The sequence below is a fragment of the Bradyrhizobium nanningense genome, assembly GCF_004114535.1.
Taxonomy (GTDB): Bacteria; Pseudomonadota; Alphaproteobacteria; order Rhizobiales; family Xanthobacteraceae; genus Bradyrhizobium; species Bradyrhizobium nanningense.
On record NZ_LBJC01000027.1, the window covers coordinates 1 to 18965 of the forward strand.

At 58.8% G+C, this 18965-nt stretch carries 20 protein-coding genes and 2 pseudogenes; 9 read left to right on the top strand and 13 right to left on the bottom strand.

What is annotated here, in order from left to right; all coding sequences use genetic code 11:
* Window positions 1-124: 124 nt before the first annotated feature.
* Both XH84_RS21945 and XH84_RS21950 read right to left on the bottom strand, forming a co-directional pair.
* On the bottom strand, window positions 125-1114 hold the full coding sequence (locus tag XH84_RS21945; protein ID WP_128919688.1) for an ABC transporter substrate-binding protein: 990 nt from the start codon (window positions 1112-1114) through the stop codon (window positions 125-127).
* Between the two features lie 237 nt (window positions 1115-1351).
* Window positions 1352-2332 carry an ABC transporter substrate-binding protein gene (locus XH84_RS21950; RefSeq protein WP_128919689.1) on the bottom strand — a complete coding sequence of 327 codons (981 nt, stop codon included), beginning with the start codon at window positions 2330-2332 and terminating at the stop codon, window positions 1352-1354.
* Between the two features lie 300 nt (window positions 2333-2632).
* Between XH84_RS21950 and XH84_RS21955 the strand changes: the two genes are divergently transcribed.
* Complete coding sequence (locus XH84_RS21955; RefSeq protein ID WP_128919690.1) at window positions 2633-3295, top strand: phytochelatin synthase family protein; 663 nt, start codon at window positions 2633-2635, stop codon at window positions 3293-3295.
* Between the two features lie 120 nt (window positions 3296-3415).
* Here XH84_RS21955 and XH84_RS21960 read toward each other — a convergent pair whose 3' ends face one another.
* Window positions 3416-4408, bottom strand: a complete 993-nt coding sequence (locus XH84_RS21960; protein ID WP_128919691.1) for an ABC transporter substrate-binding protein — start codon at window positions 4406-4408, stop codon at window positions 3416-3418.
* A gap of 215 nt (window positions 4409-4623) precedes the next feature.
* Window positions 4624-5448, bottom strand: coding sequence for a helix-turn-helix domain-containing protein (locus tag XH84_RS21965; protein ID WP_164936284.1), 825 nt, complete (start codon window positions 5446-5448; stop codon window positions 4624-4626).
* A gap of 138 nt (window positions 5449-5586) precedes the next feature.
* On the opposite strand from XH84_RS21965, the gene XH84_RS21970 reads away from it, so the two are divergent.
* Entirely contained in the window at window positions 5587-6573 is a 987-nt protein-coding gene (locus tag XH84_RS21970) for a Bug family tripartite tricarboxylate transporter substrate binding protein (protein ID WP_164936285.1), read from the top strand.
* A 2-nt stretch (window positions 6574-6575) separates the two neighbouring features.
* Window positions 6576-7472: an MBL fold metallo-hydrolase gene (locus XH84_RS21975; protein WP_128919694.1), complete on the top strand. Its 897-nt coding sequence runs from the start codon at window positions 6576-6578 to the stop codon at window positions 7470-7472.
* Between the two features lie 131 nt (window positions 7473-7603).
* On the opposite strand, the gene XH84_RS21980 is transcribed toward XH84_RS21975, so the two are convergent.
* Window positions 7604-7903: a cupin domain-containing protein gene (locus XH84_RS21980; protein WP_128919695.1), complete on the bottom strand. Its 300-nt coding sequence runs from the start codon at window positions 7901-7903 to the stop codon at window positions 7604-7606.
* 1352 nt (window positions 7904-9255) lie between these two features.
* On the bottom strand, window positions 9256-9411 hold the full coding sequence (locus XH84_RS39930; protein ID WP_164936286.1) for a hypothetical protein: 156 nt from the start codon (window positions 9409-9411) through the stop codon (window positions 9256-9258).
* A 1161-nt stretch (window positions 9412-10572) separates the two neighbouring features.
* Here XH84_RS39930 and XH84_RS21985 point away from each other — a divergent pair.
* A complete protein-coding gene (locus tag XH84_RS21985) occupies window positions 10573-10785 on the top strand; it encodes a hypothetical protein (RefSeq protein WP_128919696.1) in 213 nt (70 codons plus the stop codon).
* Window positions 10786-10940: 155 nt separating this feature from the next.
* Here XH84_RS21985 and XH84_RS21990 read toward each other — a convergent pair whose 3' ends face one another.
* The 3 genes and pseudogenes from XH84_RS21990 to XH84_RS22005 all read right to left on the bottom strand — a co-directional run bounded on the left by XH84_RS21990 (window position 10941) and on the right by XH84_RS22005 (window position 12903).
* Complete coding sequence (locus tag XH84_RS21990) at window positions 10941-11174, bottom strand: hypothetical protein (RefSeq protein ID WP_128919697.1); 234 nt, start codon at window positions 11172-11174, stop codon at window positions 10941-10943.
* Window positions 11175-12238: 1064 nt separating this feature from the next.
* Window positions 12239-12663 (bottom strand): annotated as a pseudogene (locus XH84_RS22000) (hypothetical protein).
* 18 nt (window positions 12664-12681) lie between these two features.
* Window positions 12682-12903 (bottom strand): hypothetical protein, encoded by a 222-nt coding sequence (locus tag XH84_RS22005; protein WP_128919698.1) that lies wholly within the window; start codon window positions 12901-12903, stop codon window positions 12682-12684.
* A 294-nt stretch (window positions 12904-13197) separates the two neighbouring features.
* Here XH84_RS22005 and XH84_RS22010 point away from each other — a divergent pair, with 294 nt between their 5' ends.
* The gene (locus XH84_RS22010) at window positions 13198-13470 is read left to right on the top strand and encodes a hypothetical protein (protein WP_128919699.1); all 273 of its coding nucleotides are present in this window, start codon (window positions 13198-13200) and stop codon (window positions 13468-13470) included.
* Window positions 13471-13726: 256 nt separating this feature from the next.
* Here XH84_RS22010 and XH84_RS41415 read toward each other — a convergent pair whose 3' ends face one another.
* Window positions 13727-13852, bottom strand: coding sequence for a hypothetical protein (locus tag XH84_RS41415; protein WP_283811958.1), 126 nt, complete (start codon window positions 13850-13852; stop codon window positions 13727-13729).
* A gap of 391 nt (window positions 13853-14243) precedes the next feature.
* Between XH84_RS41415 and XH84_RS22015 the strand changes: the two genes are divergently transcribed.
* A complete protein-coding gene (locus tag XH84_RS22015) occupies window positions 14244-14555 on the top strand; it encodes a hypothetical protein (protein WP_128919700.1) in 312 nt (103 codons plus the stop codon).
* Window positions 14552-14833, top strand: a complete 282-nt coding sequence (locus XH84_RS22020; protein WP_128919701.1) for a hypothetical protein — start codon at window positions 14552-14554, stop codon at window positions 14831-14833. Before XH84_RS22015 ends, XH84_RS22020 begins: the two co-directional genes overlap by 4 nt.
* Window positions 14834-15303: 470 nt before the next feature.
* Here the strand turns inward: XH84_RS22020 and XH84_RS41420 are convergent, their stop codons facing one another.
* The 3 genes and pseudogenes from XH84_RS41420 to XH84_RS22030 all read right to left on the bottom strand — a co-directional run bounded on the left by XH84_RS41420 (window position 15304) and on the right by XH84_RS22030 (window position 17115).
* Window positions 15304-15438 (bottom strand): hypothetical protein, encoded by a 135-nt coding sequence (locus XH84_RS41420; RefSeq protein ID WP_283811959.1) that lies wholly within the window; start codon window positions 15436-15438, stop codon window positions 15304-15306.
* Between the two features lie 154 nt (window positions 15439-15592).
* Window positions 15593-16177, bottom strand: coding sequence for an ATP-dependent DNA ligase (locus tag XH84_RS22025; RefSeq protein WP_430641934.1), 585 nt, complete (start codon window positions 16175-16177; stop codon window positions 15593-15595).
* Window positions 16178-16846: 669 nt separating this feature from the next.
* Window positions 16847-17115, bottom strand: a pseudogene (locus XH84_RS22030) (hypothetical protein).
* Between the two features lie 405 nt (window positions 17116-17520).
* Between XH84_RS22030 and XH84_RS22035 the strand changes: the two are divergent.
* Window positions 17521-17736 (top strand): hypothetical protein, encoded by a 216-nt coding sequence (locus XH84_RS22035; RefSeq protein ID WP_128919703.1) that lies wholly within the window; start codon window positions 17521-17523, stop codon window positions 17734-17736.
* 181 nt (window positions 17737-17917) lie between these two features.
* Complete coding sequence (locus XH84_RS22040) at window positions 17918-18628, top strand: hypothetical protein (protein ID WP_128919704.1); 711 nt, start codon at window positions 17918-17920, stop codon at window positions 18626-18628.
* Window positions 18629-18965 lie beyond the last annotated feature (337 nt).

Genomic DNA, 18965 nt, shown 5'->3' on the forward strand with positions numbered 1-18965 from the left:
TGATGCCGACCGCGAAGACAACCATGCACCCGGCAGTGTCTCCTCAGCGATTAGATGCTTGACGCCCCGGTAGCGATTAGACAACAGCATCAACAGCAGGCTCGTGCACCGCAGCAATGCGTCGTTATTCGATCACCTCGTCAGCGCGGGCAATCAGTGTCGGCGACAAATTGAACGCCCTGGCTGCTCTTGCGTTGACGATCAATTGAAACTTGCTGGGCTGATAGAATGGGATGTCGCCAGCTTTGGTGCCATTGAGAATTTGATGGACGTCATTGGCAATTCGCTGCGCCAGCTCTCCGAGGTCCGGCGCATAGGCCATTGCTCCGCCTTCTTCGACATAGTCACGGTATGGATAAAGCACCAGCAAACGGTATTGCTCTTCGAGTGCTGCCATGAGGGTCCGTTGCGCCAGAAAGCTGCCGCCTTCATCTACTATTGCGGCATCGAATTGCTGCTCCGAAATCTCCGCGAAGGTATGGCGAAGTTGAGCATCATTCACCTCGGCCAGCTGTTTCGCGGTCAGTTCTATTCCCAATTGTCGCGCAGCTTCTTCATATGCGGACATGCCGCTTAACGCGCCGGAAAAAAGAGCCATTACTTTCCTAGTCGTTGGCATTGCTTCCTTGATGAGCTGCAAGCGCTTGCCGTAAATTTCGAGACCGGCATTGATGCTCACGCCGGTCAGATTGCCGCCGGGATGAGCGAGACTGGTGAGCAATCCGGCTGCAACTGGATCGCCAGTGATAGCAACCAGCGGGATCGTCGAAGTGGCAGCCGTGAATTTCTTGGCGAGGTCGTTGAAGTTGAGAATGATGACGTCTGGCTTGCGGCTTACGACGTCGGCGGCGAGGGGGGCGAACTGTTCGTATCGGCCTCCTGCCGAAAAGCGCTCCACGATAAGGTTCTGTCCTTCCACATCCCCCAATTCACGCAGGGTCTGGTAGACCCGTCGTACCCAGAATGGACCAGCGCTCTCGGTGAGCTGATCGGCGGGGATGCCAGAATGAACGAATGCCAGCCGACGCATCTTCTGCTGTGCGCTGGATGCACCATGCAGAAGAAGTGCGCCGACCGCACTTCCGATCAACCGCAAACAGTCGCGCCGTCTCATGGAGAGCCCCTGCCGAAGCCATCAAGCAGATTGAATTATCACAGGAAGCTTGTGCTGCGCGCCACAATAAAATCAAATGAGCGACTTCCGCCTTGGGTCATGAGCGTCGATTTCGCATGCCCTCAACCACGTCCGGTTTCCCCCAAACAGCCGACGCCAGAGTGAACGTCACGGCTCGGCGCTATGGGCCAAAACCTGACGCATGCACCGCAGCAATTGACTGCGCGCCTGGCAATGCTACTCGATAACCTCGTCCGCGCGGGCGAGCAGAGACGGCGGGAGGTCGAGGCCTATTGCCCTGGCGGTCTTTAGATTGATGGTGAAGTCGTACTTGACTGGTTGCTCGACGGGAAGAGTGCCGGGCTTCTCGCCCTTGAGAATCTTATCGACGTAAAGACCCGCGCGCCGGTACAGGTCGACCAGATTGGGACCATAGGACATCAGCAGGCCTGCCGTCACGTAGACGTCGGCAGGTGCCATCACAGGCACGCCATGCGCCATTGCAATTTGCGCCATTTTCCTGCGCTCATTGAAAAACATGGAGTCGAAAACTGTCATCACGCCGGTCTTTCGGTCTCGGGGGACTTGCGAGAAAGCGCGCTCAAAACCTTGCGGACCGAGCACCTCGACCGGCTGAACCGTTAGATTCAGCGGATCGCCCGCTGCTTGAGCATGATCGACAAAGCGCTGGGCAGTTGATCGGTTATCTGGATTGATGAGCAGCGCTACGCGAGAAAGGCCAGGAAGGCTCTCCTTGAACAGTTGAAGCCGCTTGGGGCTGACGTCCACCACTGCATATCCGGTGATGTTGCCCCCTGGACGCGAGAGGCTATCGACCAGCCCGCCTTCTACCGGGTCCGGAACGACAATGAACACAATCGGAATTGTCGTCGTTGCGACCTTCGCAGCGTACGAGGCTGCCGGCGCGGAGGTGATAATGGCATCGAGCTTGAGCTGCGCCAGCTCCGCAGCCATCGCTTTGAAGCGTTCTGGCTGTTCCGCCGCAAAGCGATGTTCGTAGACGACGTTTTGCCCTTCGACGTATCCCAGCTCAGTCATCCCTTGTAGCAGCGGCCTCAGGAAAACCGCTTCTTGCTCGGCGCTCCCCGCGTGCCAGAGCACGCCGACCCGGGCAACTTTCCGCCTTTGCTGGGCGCGCGCGGAGAGCGGCCACGTCGCCGCGCCGCCGATAAGTGTGATAAATTCGCGCCGCTTCATTGGATCACCTCACGGCAGGCCGGCAGGTCCTAGACCGAGTATGCGGGTCGGCGCCTCCGACCAAAGGAATAGCACATCTCCGTCACGTTGAGGCGCTGCGCTTCTGGTCACAACCTGCCGATATTGCGCTCGGGAAATCACGATTCTCTTGCATGATGTGAGCTGCCGCACACGCGCCCGAAGCGGGCAGCGCTTAAACTCCACGCAGACAGGAATCCGAAAGCTGACGTTCTCGTTCCTGGCAGATGCATCCGGCTGTGATAGCGTTTTCGCCTCCACCCCGTTCTTAGAGTCGCTTCCATGAAACGCGTCGGACGTTTCGGTGTAGCAGTTGGTCTCGTTCTATTTAGCGGCTCCGGCTATTTTGCCGTTAGCCGACAGAGCGTAGCCCCAGAGGCGATCCAATCTTCGGTCATTCAAAGATCAGAATTGATCGACCGCGCATGGCGGCTTCCGGTCGCGACTACGTTTAGGATGGAAATCACATGGCAATCGAATGGCTCACGCTGTGGCCCAGCCAGTGTCGCCAACACGTTTCGTTCGCTCGACGAGCAGAAGACAACCGAGACCCTGGTGCTCGAAGGAACAGGAAAATGTTGGACAGGCATTTGCTTTATGGGTCTTACGCTTGATGAGCTTGCCGATGTCGCGCGCGCCAAAACCCGTCGGAGGATCACCGTCCTTCGGAATCTGACGGGCGAGGAATTCCGCGAGCATATGAAACGCAGCAACGACCCCGGCCGCCGCTACATTGTCAATTTTGCCCGAGATAAAATCTTTGGCGCCGGGGTCGGTCACTTTTCCCCGATCGGAGGGTATTTGAAAGACGAGGATTTAGTGTTTGTCCTTGATGTGAATGAACATTACAAGCCTTGGCTGATCCAGCGTCAGCGGCTGTTCTCTGCGATGGACACCCTCGACGGCGATAAAAAACGCGGGCTGCTCCTGATCGAAGACAACTAGCGCAACGTCCGCGTAAGCCCGATAGTCCGCAATGTGGCTGCCCGCTCGTGACTTCCGACTTACCCCGAGAAACGGACATTCCCGCAGATAGTCGATAGGTCTCAAAGGGGCCAGAAGCGGTCATTCGATCACTTCGTCGGCGCGAGCCAAAAGCGCCGAAGGGACAACAAGACCAAGACTTTTAGCGCTCTTCGTATTGACCACCAGTTCAAACTTGATTGGTGTTTGAACTGGAAGTTCGCTTGCTTTCGCGCCCTTAAGGATGCGGTCGGCGTACGTGGCCCCCCTCCTATATTCCTCCACAAGGTTGGGACCATAGGAGATCAAGCCGCCGCCTTCAGCGAATGATCGGGACCAATTGATAGCGGGAACACGATGCCTCACTGTCAGGGAGATGATCTCCGCACGATGAAGTTCTGTGAAGGCATCGGGTATGATGACGAGAGCGCCATCTGTCTTACCAGCCTCACCAGTGACCTGGGCCTCAATTGCGTCCATATTTTCTACGGGTGCAAGTTTAGCTTCGACGCCCAGTGACGAAGCCGCTTTTTTGAAAGTGTCGGCATAGCTTTCGATGAAGGTCGCCGATAACGGGTTAAACAGCATCGTGATCCGACGGACGGAAGGCGCGATTTCCTTGATTAGCTCTGCCCACTTGCCACCAAGAGAAGGTACGATTGGAGCAAACCCTGTCATATTGCCGCCGGGCCGCGGAAGACTTGCAATCAGGCCCGTTCCAACCGGATCGGCGACCAATACAAAAACGACGGGAATGGTGCGGGTAGCTTCCAACATCGCCGCAGCGGCTGGTGTTGAGCTCGTGAATAGGAGGTCGGGTTGGCGCGCAACCAGCTCTGTCGCAGCTCGTTTCATCACCTCAATGTCCGCCGCTGCCCATCGGACGTCAACGGATACATTGCGGCCGACGGCCCAACCTGCTTCTTGTAACCCCTGGAGAAAGGCAACAACGCGGCTTTGACCTTCCGGATCATCGGCCGACAAGTGCATCAACACGCCAATGTGCCGCGTCCTCTCGCGCTGCTGCGCCAAAGCCCTTAAAGGCAACGACGCCCCTGCGCCCCAGATTAGACCGATAAACTGCCGCCGCCGCATGTCAGTCCTCTCAACATGATGGCGTAGTGTATCTGCCCGTACTATCCCGTTGAAGGCACGCGCGGCTGAAAATAGATAATTCCAGCGTTGCAAGCTGGCGTCCGCTATGGGTCATGAGCGTCGATTTCGCATGCCCTCAACCACGTCCGGTTTCCCCCAAACAGCCGACGCCAGAGTGAACGTCACGGCTCGGCGCTATGGGCCCCTAGGAGACATCAACGCTTTCTTCGCCGCCGAACTGTACTTGCGATTTCCGCCGCTGCATTCTGAAGTTCGCCGAGATGACGGGCCGCGAACGCTTCGATGGAGAATGCGTTCTTGAGCCACAGCATATTGATCGCTCCCAGCACGCGGGGTCCGTCCAGCAGGGGAACAGAAATTGAAAACAGGCCGTCTGAGTGCGGCGGTCCGCCATAGTAGCCTCCTGTGTGCATGGAGTTCCGTATGCCGTAACCGCGCGCCCGAACCTCATCGAGAATGGCACTCAGCCGCGCCGGTTCGCGTGCCAGCCGATCTTCCGGGCGGGTGGACGCGCGCAGCAAGCCAATGACGCGCTGTCGTTCTTTCGCAGGACAGTACGCAAGATAAGCCGTCCCCACGGCAGACCATAACCAGTTTACCGGCAATCCTATGCGCTCCTGCTGCAACAGGAACGGGCTCCGCGCTCGGGTTGTCTCGCAGATCTCCATGTGATCGCCGGCAGGCACCATCAAATCTGATGGCCAAGATACGCGCTCGCATAATCGGTCCAAAATCGGAGCCGCGGCTTCCGCAATCTTGTCGCGATGTTCACGGTGCGACGGCGCATGCTGCGAAAGCATCGCGCCGATGCGATAACGGCCGTCGCCAAGCCGTCGCGTGACGATGCCCGACCGAGCGAGGGTGTGGAGGATCCGAAGCAGGCTGGGCTTGGAGATGCCGGTCAAAATGTAAAGTTCTTGAAGCGAGGAGTCCGGCTGCATTTGCAGCGCCTGAAGCACCTGCAGCCCTCGCTCTAGGCTCTTGATGATTTTAGGTCCCGCCACCAGAGTTCCGTCCATCCAGATTCCACATTGTGGAACATAGCGTTTCACATTGCGAAACGCACGTCGATTTTTATAGCGTCTTTCATCGACCCGCTGGAAAGTCATGTGCCTGCAGGTTGCGGATTGAGAGTTCATCCCTTGATGGAGACTTCCATGACACCTCGCCAGTTTAGCCAAAGAACTGCATTGCCGATCGCGGCCGTGGCGCTTTTGATGGCTTCTAGCCTACCGATTTCAGCACAATCCTTTCCTTCTGGGACTGTTCGTTTCGTGGCGCCGAACTCGGCCAGTACGCCGCCCGACATCATAAGCCGCATCATTTCAAAGGAATTGGCGGAATCGGAAGGCTGGCGCGTGGTCGTCGAGAACCGCCCCGGCGGCGTCACGACCATTGCTGCGACCGACGTCTTAAATCAACCGGCGGACGGCAACAGCCTCTATGCGATGTCGGTGCCATCGGTCGCGGCGCCGTCCCTGTTGCCCAAAATCGCGTTTGACCTCGACAAAGATTTCGATCCCGTCATCAAGGCGACCGTATCCTACAATGTGCTGGTGGTGAATCCGTCTGTGCCGGCGACGACAGTGGCGGAGCTGGTCGCCTTGCTAAAAAGCCAGCGGGACAAGCTGACGTTTTCCTCGGGGGGGTTCGGCACGCCCGCGCATCTGATCGGCGAGCAGTTCAAGCAGCAGACCGGTACGCGCGCCCAGCACGTTCCATACGCGCAATTTTCGCAAGCAATCGGCGACCTGCTCAACGGCACCAACGCCTTCCAGTTCATCACAATTTTGCCCGTGGTAGACCTGATCAAGACCGGCAAGCTGCGGGCTCTGGCAGTGACTGGCCCGAAGCGCGTGCCGACCCTTCCTGACGTGCCAACCATCGTCGAAGCAGGTTATCCGTCGTTGGTTGTCGAGGACTGGACGGGGTTTGCGGTCAAACACGGCACGCCGAAGGAAGCGGTGACGCAGCTCAACGCAGCGATCAACAAGGCATTACAAAGGCCGTCGGTGCGGGAAGCACTGGGAAAGATCGGCGCCGAAGCCGCAGGCGGCACGCCCGAGCAATTTGGCCGCATGGTCGGCGATCAGATCACGCACTGGCACCAAGTCGTCTCCGATGCCGGCATTAAGGTCGAGTAGCAATGACCGCGGATTTCCGGGTGACGCTGCTCGGGACGGGGGTACCGATCCCCCGTCCAGATCGGTTCGGGCCGAGCACGCTTATCGAGGCGGGCGATCACACTCTCCTTATCGATGCTGGTCGCGGCGCCACGATGCGGCTCTTTCAGCTCGGTGTTCCCATCGGCAAACTCGATGCGCTATTGCTCACGCATTTTCATTCGGACCACACCGTGGGCATTCCCGACCTCTGGTTGACAGGCTGGCTGAGCTCCTATTTCGCCAACCGTCGTCGGCCGTTCAACGTGATCGGCCCGGTCGGCACCGCAAGGCTTATGCATCATCTCGAAGCGGCTTATGCGCAGGACATCGAGATTCGTATCGAGGATGAGAAGCTCGCCCGCGAGCACGCCGCTATCACTGTGAAGGAATTTTCCGAGGACGGCATCGTCTACGAGGCCGGCGATCTAAGGGTTATTGCCTTCTCGGTCGACCATGGTGAGGCGATCAAGCCGGCTTATGGTTACCGGATCGAGTACCAGAGCCGGGTTGCCGTGATCTCCGGCGACACTCGCTACAACGCCAACGTGGTGCGCTACGGCGCGGGCGCCGATCTGCTGGTGCATGAGGTAGCGATGGCGCGCCTTGAACTTTTGGATGAAATTTACATCCAGCGCATCCTCAATCATCACACCTCGCCGCAGGAGGCTGGACGGGTATTTGCGAAGACAAGGCCGAAAATGGCGGCTTTTACCCATCTCGTTATGCTTGCGAGCAGAGCCGTCGCGGCGCCTAGCATAGGGGATTTAATTTCAGCGACGCGCGAGACCTATTCCGGGCCGCTCGTCGTCGGCGAAGATCTGTTGAGTTTCGAGATAGGCAAGACCGTCACAGTTGTAGGTGCAAAATTGGAGAGCTGAAATGTCGGCATCGAGTCAATCGCGACGGTTTAGCCCAGCTTAAGTTAGTTCGGTCTACCCCTGACAGCCGACATATCCTTGGCCGTAGGACGTGGCAGCGATGGGCCAACAAGCGACATTCGCCAGTAGCGCTACTTCTGTTGCGGCTCATCCGCTGGATCGACGAAAATTGTCTTCGAAGGACCCTCAAATTGAAGTTGAACGACGGCTTCTTCGTCTAAGGTCCAAACGAAATGCGCTTGGCCAGCGGGCACGATAGCGAATGTGCCGACCTTTCCAATTTCCGGGTTGGAGGCGTCAAATCTTTCGCCCACAAATGGACAATCACGCTGACAGGAAACTCCACAGCCGGTGGTCTCCCCACGTCTGACTACCAGTTTTTCGCTTAGCTGGATTCGAGTTTCACGCGGTAGGAGCATGCTGAAATTCATGCTCCGCTTCCATGCAAGTGCGGCTATCGTTCGAATTGATGAACTCAACATATGTCAGTGCAGCTCCGCGTGTGCGCGGAGCGGGCATTGTCGACTCACATTGACGTGGCGGACATCCGCTCCTCCACACCAACAACGACAGGATGCTGAAAAGACATCGACTTCTTTGGATCAAAAGGGACGTCGCGCAAATAGCTACGGTGAGTAGCTACGAAGATGGGCCGCGCCTTACCCCGATGGCCTGACTTCCAATATCCACTGACGACGGATGAGGTATTGCTGCCAGCAATTCGACAGTTTCATGAGCTCGCGACGCGCGCCTGCAAAGCGCCGAACACCGGCTCAGGCCCGCTGATCATCGGCATCGCTTCGCCGAATTCCACTCTGCGCGATAGTCACGAAGCAACTGCTTCTGTCTAAAGTTCCGCTCAGCGAGATCCATCTCGGCCTCCAGTTGCCGTCTCGCCAGGTCTCTCTCTGCACCGATCTTCCGGACGTTCAAGGCTCGCCACGAGTGGCTGTTGCGATGCTCGGTGCGCTCATCTTGGAGCACGCTACGACGGGGTCGCGAAAGACAGCCGCCCGGCACGCATATAGGTCGATTTGAGCGCGGGCCAACTGAGCAGAACCTTCAATCTGGGCGCGCGGCTCAGCCTTTGATGACAATTTCCCGCCGGGGTGTAGCCTGTGCAAGGGCGGAGCTTGATTCGTCATGCTGGAAGCTATTCTCATGCTGCTGGGAATTGGAGCCGTGGCCCTTCTGCTTATTGCGTTTTGGGGACTGCATAGGCACGTGTGAGCGGGCCCCTCGTGCTTGAAGAATCTAAGGGTGGACGCTAGCCGGTTCACGACTGGCGATTGTCTCACTAGTCTCAAAATAGAACGAGAGGGCTCAGCAGTCCGCTCTCTCACGCACTTTGCCATAGAGACAGCAAAATTGCACTTCACCCGTTTTGATGAGGGAAACCGGCTTTAGAGATCCGCATCTCGACCTTTGTGCAGTTCGACCCCGGGCCGGCGCTCGATCAACCGCCTGCCGAGGAAGAAGGAAGAGATCGCCAAAAAGATCGCCAAGGAGATCGCCCGGAGTGAGCGAGCTGGGACAGGCGCACCAGTCTGGAAGCGATCATGGCAGGGATCGTTAACCAGCCCCAATGCTCCCGGCTGCCGATCCAATTGCGGGGTAAGAGCGCCGGAGCAACGACGAAAGGCCGCAGGAGCGCCTAAAAGCTTATAGGACGTCTCCTGCGGCCAGCGCCGCGACGTTCCGCACGATCGGCGCGGCACTGCAAGTGCTAGTACAGAGGCTCGTCAGCGTGAAGGGCAGGCGGCCCGCCAATCAGGCGATCCTATTAATTGGGAGGCTTGTCTTCCCGGTTGAGCAGTCCCAAACGCCGTTCGAGCTCTTCCTTCTTGGCCACGAGTCTCGCGGCAAGAATGTCATTGACGACCGTATGGAGTCGCCAAAGCTCTTCGAGAGACATGCTCTCAAACGGCTGCCGTTCCATGAATCCCCCCGACTCACGAAATTGCCCATAGCTCGGGCTTACGAGGGGCAGACGGCAACTCGGGGTTGGTTGCGCGGAGAGTTACCTACACCTAGGGCGCCGACCTAGTTTCTTGGAAGCTGAACGGCTCGACCTTGACCGCGAGCGGCGCAACTGAGCTTGCGCTAATCGGTTTCGCAGGACACCTAATTCAGCAATTTGACATTCGATAAATACGATACGTTGGTGCAGAGCAAAAGCGGCGTCGAAAGTTCGATCGGAAATACTCATCACGACCTCAACACTACTGGACTGAAAAATATCTCGACAATCATAGCATTACGACAGTGGACGGGCACAATTGCAAGGCGAATTCTTGAGCAATGCGCCCGACGCCGTTGCACTGATGCTTGGATCGTCGCCGGGCAGCCGGCCGAGCGGAAAAGCTGGCGCGCGCCGAAGCCGGCCCGTTGGCGTTGCCAGCGGCTGGCGCGGCTACCGCCGATGCACGAAACCATTTTACGCGATCGGCGAAGTCGTCCGGAAACAGGCAAGGTTCTAGGTTGATGGCATCAGACGCGGGGATGCCACCATGCTAGTCCTGATGAACCTGATTTGGCGACGACTTGCCTACACCATGCTGATCGGCATGAGATCCAAGCTCGTACGTCAGTGAAACTAGAGGCGGCTGTGGTCAGGAGGCCACCATGCCCAAACAGGTCGTGATAGCTCTCTGCCTTTGGGAGTTGCGTGCCGGGTCGCTTTCAGCATGGTAGCGTTGGTTGCGCAAATGCACGAATGCCCACCTGTCTCAAAAGCCTGAATTCTCGAAGCTTCTGAGCGAGTCACACGGAACTTTAAGCATATGCAAATTGAGCGTTTCAAACCGTAGTCTTCCAGCAAACCCATCGGCGGCGGCCCCTTGATGCATGGTGCGGCCGATTGTGAAATGGATCATATTGCGAGCCAGAAATGTCGCGATAGGATCATTCCACCGGAGCTGGCTGTATATTTCACTTAGATCTTTTCACCCGGTGTCTTTTGATCATGCGCGGAGTCGCTGCGGCCTTCGTGCAGGCCGGCTGCTTTTAATCACCAACAAGCTCTGTTTCCCTCGCGGCAAGTTCTAAGTTTTTCTGTACCGACAATTTGCGGAATCCAAATTGCCGTTGGAGGACGTTTATGCCCAAGGAGAATTGCCTGATTGTTCGTGCCGCCGGGAAACGACTGGACCTGTTACGAGGCGAAGCCGCCCGCATCGCCCAAGGAGCTAACGTTGGCTGGTGGACCGACCGCGCGGAGATAGGCACAAGGTTCTGCTTTGAAGATTCAAAAACAAAGGACTTATTCGCCCTCACCTGCGACGGACTCGGCATCAGCTGCCAGGACGGCTAGGCCCCAATGAAAAACCCGCCGACCTTGGAGCCGGAGGAGTTTGGACTGTAGACCAGACCGGAGAGACCTTGAGCCGTTGCAGCATGAAGGCTCGCCAGCCGTGAACGAGAGGCCGCGAGTTGAGGCGGTGGCCCACAAAGGGAAGCGGGATTGTGTCAGCGACGATCTGGACGCGCCTGGAGGGGCACGACTTTGTCCATGTCGCTGTGACCGGAGCGCCGGCTTTGCAGCTTCACCACCTGCTCAAGTTCGAGAGCCTCTATGGCGAGCTCATCTGCCAAGCGTTCGAAAAGGGCGCGCTTTTGCGGGTCGCTCGTTCGCCTGCTCATAAGGGCCAAATCCGCGGCGTCGGCACGGAGTTTGTCCAATTTTTCCCTGAGGTCCGCCATGGTATCGGCCCCGTCCTGGACCCACCTCGTCATGCGTTGACGGGATGCAGGTCAATGGCGGAACAAGCTATGAGTTCTTCCTTAACCGATTGTTAGGCCGACATTCATTAGGGTCGAGATGTGTGAACGAGCGCCCGCTAAGCTTTACCGAGCGTGCGTCTGCGGCTATTGTGCTCAATGCTTCAGTGCGCACGTGGTCACGAGCAGCATGGTCCGGCTGCATTGCCAATCGGATCCCAACATCGGTTCGTGGACTCCACGAGGAGTACCGATGGCCATAGTGGTACCAGCTGCCGCTAGAACAGCGGCGGTCAGCGCGAGCGTTCGATAGGTTGCCAAGTTCCACCTCATTGCGCTTCCCTCCAGTGGAAGCGCCCATGCTAGGCGCAGAGATACCTCCCGCTTGTGAACTACTTCACACGGCGTTTCTCACAGTCATCACAGTCGCGTGCAGCAAGCCCGCCGCGTGAACCGGCGCCACTTGAGGCGCTAGGCCGCCGAGGCGCAGTCATACGTGATGATGCAGTCCCCAGAAGGCGATCGGCAGAAGGGCTGCGGCCCCAATTCCCAGCAATAGGAGAATGGCTTCCAGCATGACGAATCAAGCTCCGCCCGGCAAAGGATCACCTTCGCGGTCGGTTGGCATTGGGCTTGCTAGGTAGGGATTGCTGGTCACTCCACCGTCCCAGTTCGTAGCAGTGCCGCCGGGTCACGATCAGGCAGGCGGTGAAGCTGCTCGCCCGCGACGATCGAGGCGCAGCAGGGCCGCGGCACCCTTGTCACGGGGACCGTGCGGCAGGATGCGGCACACGCGCAGCACTTGCGGTCCGAATTCGCTAGGGTGTTGCGAACTGTTGAGGAAATGGTCTCACGAGGTCGATCCACAAAGCGGCCAAAAAGGTAGTTCGGCGGCGGCCCAAGTAACACTAACGCACGGACGTTCTTGCGGCGATCGCGCCCAGCGCCGATACTGGATGCAGTCGCGAAGTCGTCCTCGTTTCGCGTCGCGGGGCCTTCGCGGCAAGGGGCCCCGTCACAGGCGACGGTCCCACCCATGATCAGCTCTAGTGAGCGCGCCGCGCCGCTTGGGGCACAGACGGCAGGCTCCGAGAAAACGGCTTGGCGATCGCGAGAACTGCGGCTTCGTCAGTTTCGAGCGCGATCTTCTGGGCGAGCATCACATCGCCAATTGCCAAGTCTCGGTCCGGGAGGAAGCACCACCCGATCTTAGGCTCCATTCTGTCGTCAAGCTCCAAAACATTCCCCATGGTGCCTTGATGAATTCGGTATCGTCGGCCGGTTTGAGAGCCAGTAACGTCAAAAAAGCCATTAGTATCAAATTGCGCGCGCTGTTCTGGAGATAACCATTCTCGCAAAAGGCGACGTGCACGCGCTTCCGGGCCACTTTGTCATTGAAGCTCCGATAGAGCGCACGCAGGGCACGCAAACGCGCACCCTGAGCGACGCCGTTGCGTCCGAACAAAAACATCTTCCGTACTGCGACGGCTTAACCGCCGACTAAGTGCGGATAGAACAGCGTTTCCTCCGTTGTTGGATCAAATGATCTTATCAGCTTGAGATCGCCGGACGCTGTCCGAGTGGCAGCGGTAAATCCCTCGCAGGTCAGCTTCTTGAACCGCTGCTCAGCCTCGGCGAGCCCATTGCGGTCGTCCTGCTCAAAAAAATGTCTGCTGTCGCCTGTGCTGTTCATTACGATCTGGGTAGCCATGGAAGAGAACTCCGCAAAGCCTAGCCCCCGATGAAGAACAAACCTCGCCGCGCTGAATAGTGTTCCTGCTCGAGACCAACTTTATTGTGCGCTCCTGTCAGCCATCCGTCTGGCTCGCTGAAGTCGACGAAACGCTGATCCGCCGCGACCTGACCCCGGGCAGGGCGCGAAACTGATCGCGAAGCGGAACGCGGCTTATGAGGCGGTGCACGGCCCAGCGAAGGCTGTGGGCGGCGCGTTTCGGCCGCCAAGACCGGCAAGCCTGAACGACGAGCCGGCCAGATCTTTTGTGTGATGGCCCGTGCCTTGGCCCGCAGCAAACACGTCGCTCTCGGCGGCTTCTACAGGCGCATGGCCGCACGGCGCGGCGGCTTGGTGGCGAACAAGGCCCTTGCGAGAAAACTAGCCACGCTCTTCTGGCGCGTTATGGTCAAAGGCCTCGACTTCGTCGAGACCGGCGTGGCTCAATACGAGGCGAAAGTATTGGAAACCAAGCATCGCATTCTGCGCCGACTGGCTCGTCAGCTCGGCCAGCAAATCATTCCCAATCCAGCCACCGGCGCCTGATCGGTGTTCATGGAGAGAGAGGGACCGGCCAGCTGCACGGCTTCGCCCTAGTGTCATTTGAAATCATGGCGCCTGCGGCGGGCCGCGGCTCGTTTCCCTGCGGAAATGAGCGCTCGAATGCCATAGCCAACGATGACGCCGAGGATGAACGCGGCTGCCACTAGCAACGGTACAGAGAACCACTCCATACCAGCCGAATGCGGTACGTGGCTGCAGCGTTCCTACCTGGCCCGCCGAAGGGCCGGACCGCCAAGGCTTAGTGCAGCACGCGGGCGGCTTCGGCGAGCCGGACCTTCTCTCTCAGGTCCTCGAGCTCCTGGATCATTTTTAGCAGATCGGGCAGAGGGCGCGCCCGCTTCAAAATGGGGGCCTTTTGTCCCATCGCTCTTCGCCTCCATGACACGCTGACGGCGAGCGACACCAAGGCGCAAGCACGCAAATTTTCCCCTGCAAGGGAATGGACAATCTTAACCAAATCATCGTGGACTGGCAGCTGGGTTTGATCACCCGGACCGAGAATAGAGCCGCATTCCCTGGCAGGAATTTGCCCCGACGCCTGGCAGCGTTCGGCGGCTGACGAGCCTTTGAGGCTCAGAACGGACGCGCTTGGCGGCGCGGCTCCGAACCCAACCATATTGGCCGGGGGCGAGCGTGCTGTCCAGAGGGGCAACCCTTAAAAGCGTCTCGACCAGTCTTCTCGGCTGGTGATCAACCCCCGGCTGCCGGTCTGTCACCGGCGACGGCTTTGATCGGCCGAAACCGAGAGCACCACCATGTCCAACGTCATCGAACTGGCCGCGCGGCGCGCAGCACGCGCTCTGCCGCCCGAAAACGTCCGCTCTCTCGACCTCCTCGTAACCGGCCGGCAGCGAGCCAGCCGCGGGCGCAATCCGTTGCGGCACCCCTGCCTTAGCGTTTCCCACGCTGTAACGGTTGCAGGAAAGCTCCACAGGGGCGAGGCGCTCCGGGTCGATCCCTTCATCGACGAGGCCGCCATTCTCTGGAAAGGCGTGGAGGCGGCTCGCCTCCTCCTCGCGGAGCTCTTCCAGCTCGCCGTGCAACAGGGCGGAGGGCAACAGCAATGAGCAACGCAATCCGTTTCCCCCACGCTGGACGCATGGAAAAGATCGAACGCGACCGACGAGATGCAAGGGCCTACCGCGAGTTGGAGAGCGATCTACGCGACGTGGTCAACATGGGCCGCATCGCTGCAAATCTCGCCCACGATGCGGACGGCGAACCTCCGCTCTGCGAGAAGCGAAACTTGGCTTTGTTCGCCGTGTACCATCTCTTAGAAATGCTGCAGTGCTTTGAGATGAAATACGAAGATGATGGTTGGCACGTCAGCCAGGAGGCGTCATGAAGCGCCGACGCCGAACCCACAAGACCATCGCCAGCGGCTGGCGGTGCACGCCCGCCGGCTGAGGCGGTGAAGCCTGGGCGCGGGGCTTCGGTCCCGCGCCTATATTGAAGGGCCGACGGACCCGCAGGGCTCATGGGTTTTTTTGAGCACGTGCCCGTGCCAAGTTTGGAAAATGTACCCGTTCCGACATTCACGGTGCTTTTGGGCGAAGCCAATCAAGGCCAGGACAATCAAAGCCGCTGCGACGCATCCGGCTACAACGTTCTTCATCATGGCGGCCACTCCAGCTAAACTGTGACTGGCTACTCGGCCAAGTATAGGCCATCCGGCCTCCGAAGTCCGCTTCGGCAGCGCAGTGTGGCTAGGCTGCGATGAACATCTCGCCTCGGCATCACCCAAAGCGTCTGACATGACTCGCTAATTTTCGCGAATGTCGACGCTTGAGTACCACTCCTGCGCGGCCCGCCGGTTCACACTGGCGGGCCAATCACCTCGTACTCGAATGCGACGCCTTCCGGATCGTTCTCATCGAGCCACGCTTGAGCGATTTCCTCGGTGGCGAAGACCTTCAACTCCTCGCCCTGATCGTAAATCCATACGGTCATTGCACTGTTGGCTCCTCTTCAATCTCCTGTCCGTGCAAGTGATCCATAACTTCGGCGAGGTCGCGCATATCAATCATCGCGCCACAGACTGGGCAGCGGACAAAATGTTCTGCCTCGTTTCGCACCGGCGGGCCAATGGGTCTTCCTTCGCTCGTCATAGCTCTCGCCCCATTGCAGGATGGCTCCGGTTCTTGACCTTGATCCAGTGCTTCTGCCGACCGCCGCGGTACGGCCGATCACGATGTTTGGAGACCAAGCCCTCTAGGCCCATCCGGCAAGCCGCCTGAAAGAGGTCGGGACCGATCTCGCCGCGCTCGAAGGGAGCCACCGTGATCCCGTCCGGCCGCCGGGCCAATAGGCGCTCGAGGTTTGTCTTACGGAGGTGCAGAGGCAGACCACGCAAATCGTCGCCGCCCATCGCGAGAATATCGAAGGCGTAAAGCTGCACCTCGTGATCGTATAGCCGGCTGTGCAGCGCGTTGAAGTCGCTGATGCCGTCCACCCCCAGGATGACGGCCTCGCCATCGATCACAAAGCGCTTCTGCCGGCTTTTCAGCGCTGCCTCGGCGATCCACGGATAGCGCTTGGTCCAGTCGGTGCCGTTGCGCGAGAGCAGGCGCACACGCTCATTCTCTCGAATGACCAGCATCCGGTAGCCGTCGTGTTTTACTTCATGAATCCAGTCGGGTCCTGAGGGGACTAGCTTGGCCGCGCTGGCCAAGCAGAGCTCGTACGCCATACGCATGGTCCTGAAGATAGGACTTTCCGCTGGCTTTACGAGACGGGAACAAGTGGCAATTTTGTCCGCCTCCTGCTCGGGCTCCCAACCCCCCTTGAAGCCGCAGCAGACCCCAACAGCCCCAGCCAGCCCAGCTGGGGCCGCTTTCATGGACTCGGCAGACCTCGCTGGTGCCGTTCTCCAACCGAGAACAGATTGTGACTATAATGGGCGCTGTTTTGTTCGCTGTGCGTGTATTCATAAGCGGAACGCCCCGAAGTAAGGCTCTTGTCCTAATTCCTCGACTGCCGAGCAAAAGAGGCCCCAGCTCCGTTTGGGCGGGCGAAGCTGGGGCCAGACGGGGTTATAGCCCTTGGAAAAGGGCCATCGGGAAAACTTGGCAATCGACCGAGCGTTCCCGGCCGCTAGTGGCCCAGTTTCGTTCCGATGCAGGAACAGAACTTGAGGCGCGACGGGTCGTTAAGGAGTACGTGGAAAGCCTGCGCGAGATCATCAGGAAGCTACGGCGCCGAATGAATTGAGGCCGCCTCACTTGGCGGCCGGCTTCTTCTTAGGAACCAGCTGCAAGCCTCGCGCTTGGTGCTGTGCTCCGGCTCCATGCCCCCCTGCGGGCCGGAGTAAGTCCCAACGGCCCCAGTCGCCGCCAAATGGCTGGGGCCGTTTTTTAGGCTATCGCGTTCGATGGCCCGTGATTGCAAGCCGCGGATCTCCGCGCTCGAAGTCGGGCCGTACATCGGCGCCGCGGGCGCCGCAGCCCTGACAGACGAAGCGGGGCTCAATGTCCGACAACCTCGTCCGGCCACTGATCAGCGTCCAAGGCAATGTGATGTCCGCAATGGCAGTAGACCAGGACACCGCGCAAGCCCATCTCGCGCATCTGGCCGAAGTTGATCTTGAGCGGCCGGCCGTCGGCGGTGGCGTCGGGCAGGGCGAGGCATGCAGCCATCGAAGCGCGGCGCACGCGAGAGTCAAATTGTCGATTACTGGTGGTCCGGAACGGTCGACAGCTACTGAACGTCGTAGGTCGGGCGAATGCTGCGGCGTCGGAACAGCGGACCTTGTACGGGCGCGGAGAGACGGCCCCGGCTGCAGGGGGGCTTTTGAGATGGACCGGGGCCGCTCTGCCAGCTCTAACGGCAAGCTGGCAAGACTCCGAAATTGTCGTCAGGGCTCTCAGTTCCTTTCATAGCTGCCCTCCCATCGCTCTGTGCAAAAGTGGACCGCAATAAAATTCCGGACGGGTCTAGGCTGGCTGTGCTGGCCCCCAAGGCAAGCAACCTTCAACGGCCTCGGCATTTAGGGTTGTGCTGGGCCGTTTCTCCTTCTGCCCTTGATTGCGCGTCATGTTTAACGATGCACTCTTTGATGAGTTGAGGCAGCTGGAGCGCGATGTCGTCGAAGCTGAGCGGCGACTGGCCGAGCAGGAGGCGATGATTGTCGACCTGAAACGGCAACACCAGGATTTCAGCAGCGCGCAGGCCGAACTGGAAATAATGCGCGAGAACCAGCGGCAGCGTCAGCAAGACCGACAGCGGCTTCTATCGATGCTGCAGCGCTAATGAACCTTCTGCAGATCTATGATTCCTAGCGGCTCGGAATGCGCGCAAGCTACTGCGCTTCGTGGGTGTGGAAAGTCCACAATTTGCGGGAACTTCGGACTCGCGTTTTGCGCGTGGCCCCGGCTAGTCTCATCTGATGCGGTCTGGTCCAATTTGGGTTCTGCTGGGATTTGTCGTCCAGGTGCTCGCCGGGGTCGTGCCGGTGAAGTATCCACAGTACGCTCTGCTCTCCGACCTCATTTTTTGGGCCGCAACACTCTTTCTGGTCTCGATTGTCGCATGGTGGATCTGGTTCAATCGCCACGCGCTGAAAGCAGGGGCGAAGCGCTTGACCGGACTTCAATGGCTTTTACTCGTCGGACTGGGAGGGCTTTGGCTGTTCGGGTCTATGGCGGTCGCGGCCGGAGCGTGGATGGTCTGGAACGGGTCGTCTTCGACGACGGTTGGCGCTGCTTCCATTGCGCCAGCTGCTGAGGACGGTCCTCTCAGATGGTTTGGAAATCTCGAGATGTTTGGCGGGTCAGCAGCAGGACTTAATGTCCACCAACTCTCGTTTCACGGGTTGAACGCGTCGCAACGCGAGGTCAGGCTTATTTCGGCAGCTATACGCTCGGCGATCGATGGGTCCGAGATCACTCTCAAGGTGCAAGCACCAGATCAACTGGTGGCGATCGACCAAATCAACCTTGTGCCTTCCGGTGCTCCTATCAAGCTCACCGCTGTAATGCCCAAACAGGGCGGGTTCACCGCTGATGAATTTCTGGCTTCGTGGTCGCGGTTTAATTTCATCGCGAGGGATGACGAGCGGGAGTATCGCATCCCGTTTAACGAAGCCGCCATTGCGCCTTTCTTCCCTGGCCGGGTCGGACCTCGCGTGACCAAAAAGCAGTAGTATCGCTCACGCCGAAGGTCGGCTTGCTGCTACCACGACCGTCACAAACGCCACCACCAGCACGACCCAGCCAACGACCGATATTGCATTCATGATCCGCCCCCATGCGCTGAGGGCAGAATAAGAGTCACGCATTCGCGGGGTTGTCCAAGCTACGGTTTCAGGCGTCAACCGTGGCTAAGACCGTAGATTGCTCGCGTCGCAAATAGAAAGTGGCGCATTTTCAAGAGGGTTGACAGGACCCCCCTTCTTCCGATGGTCACGAAGCTTTGCCTCCCATCACCGAGGCCGCGGGTTGCTGCCAAGGTCTCGTAAAGCTTGCGGCAGCTGAAGGCGA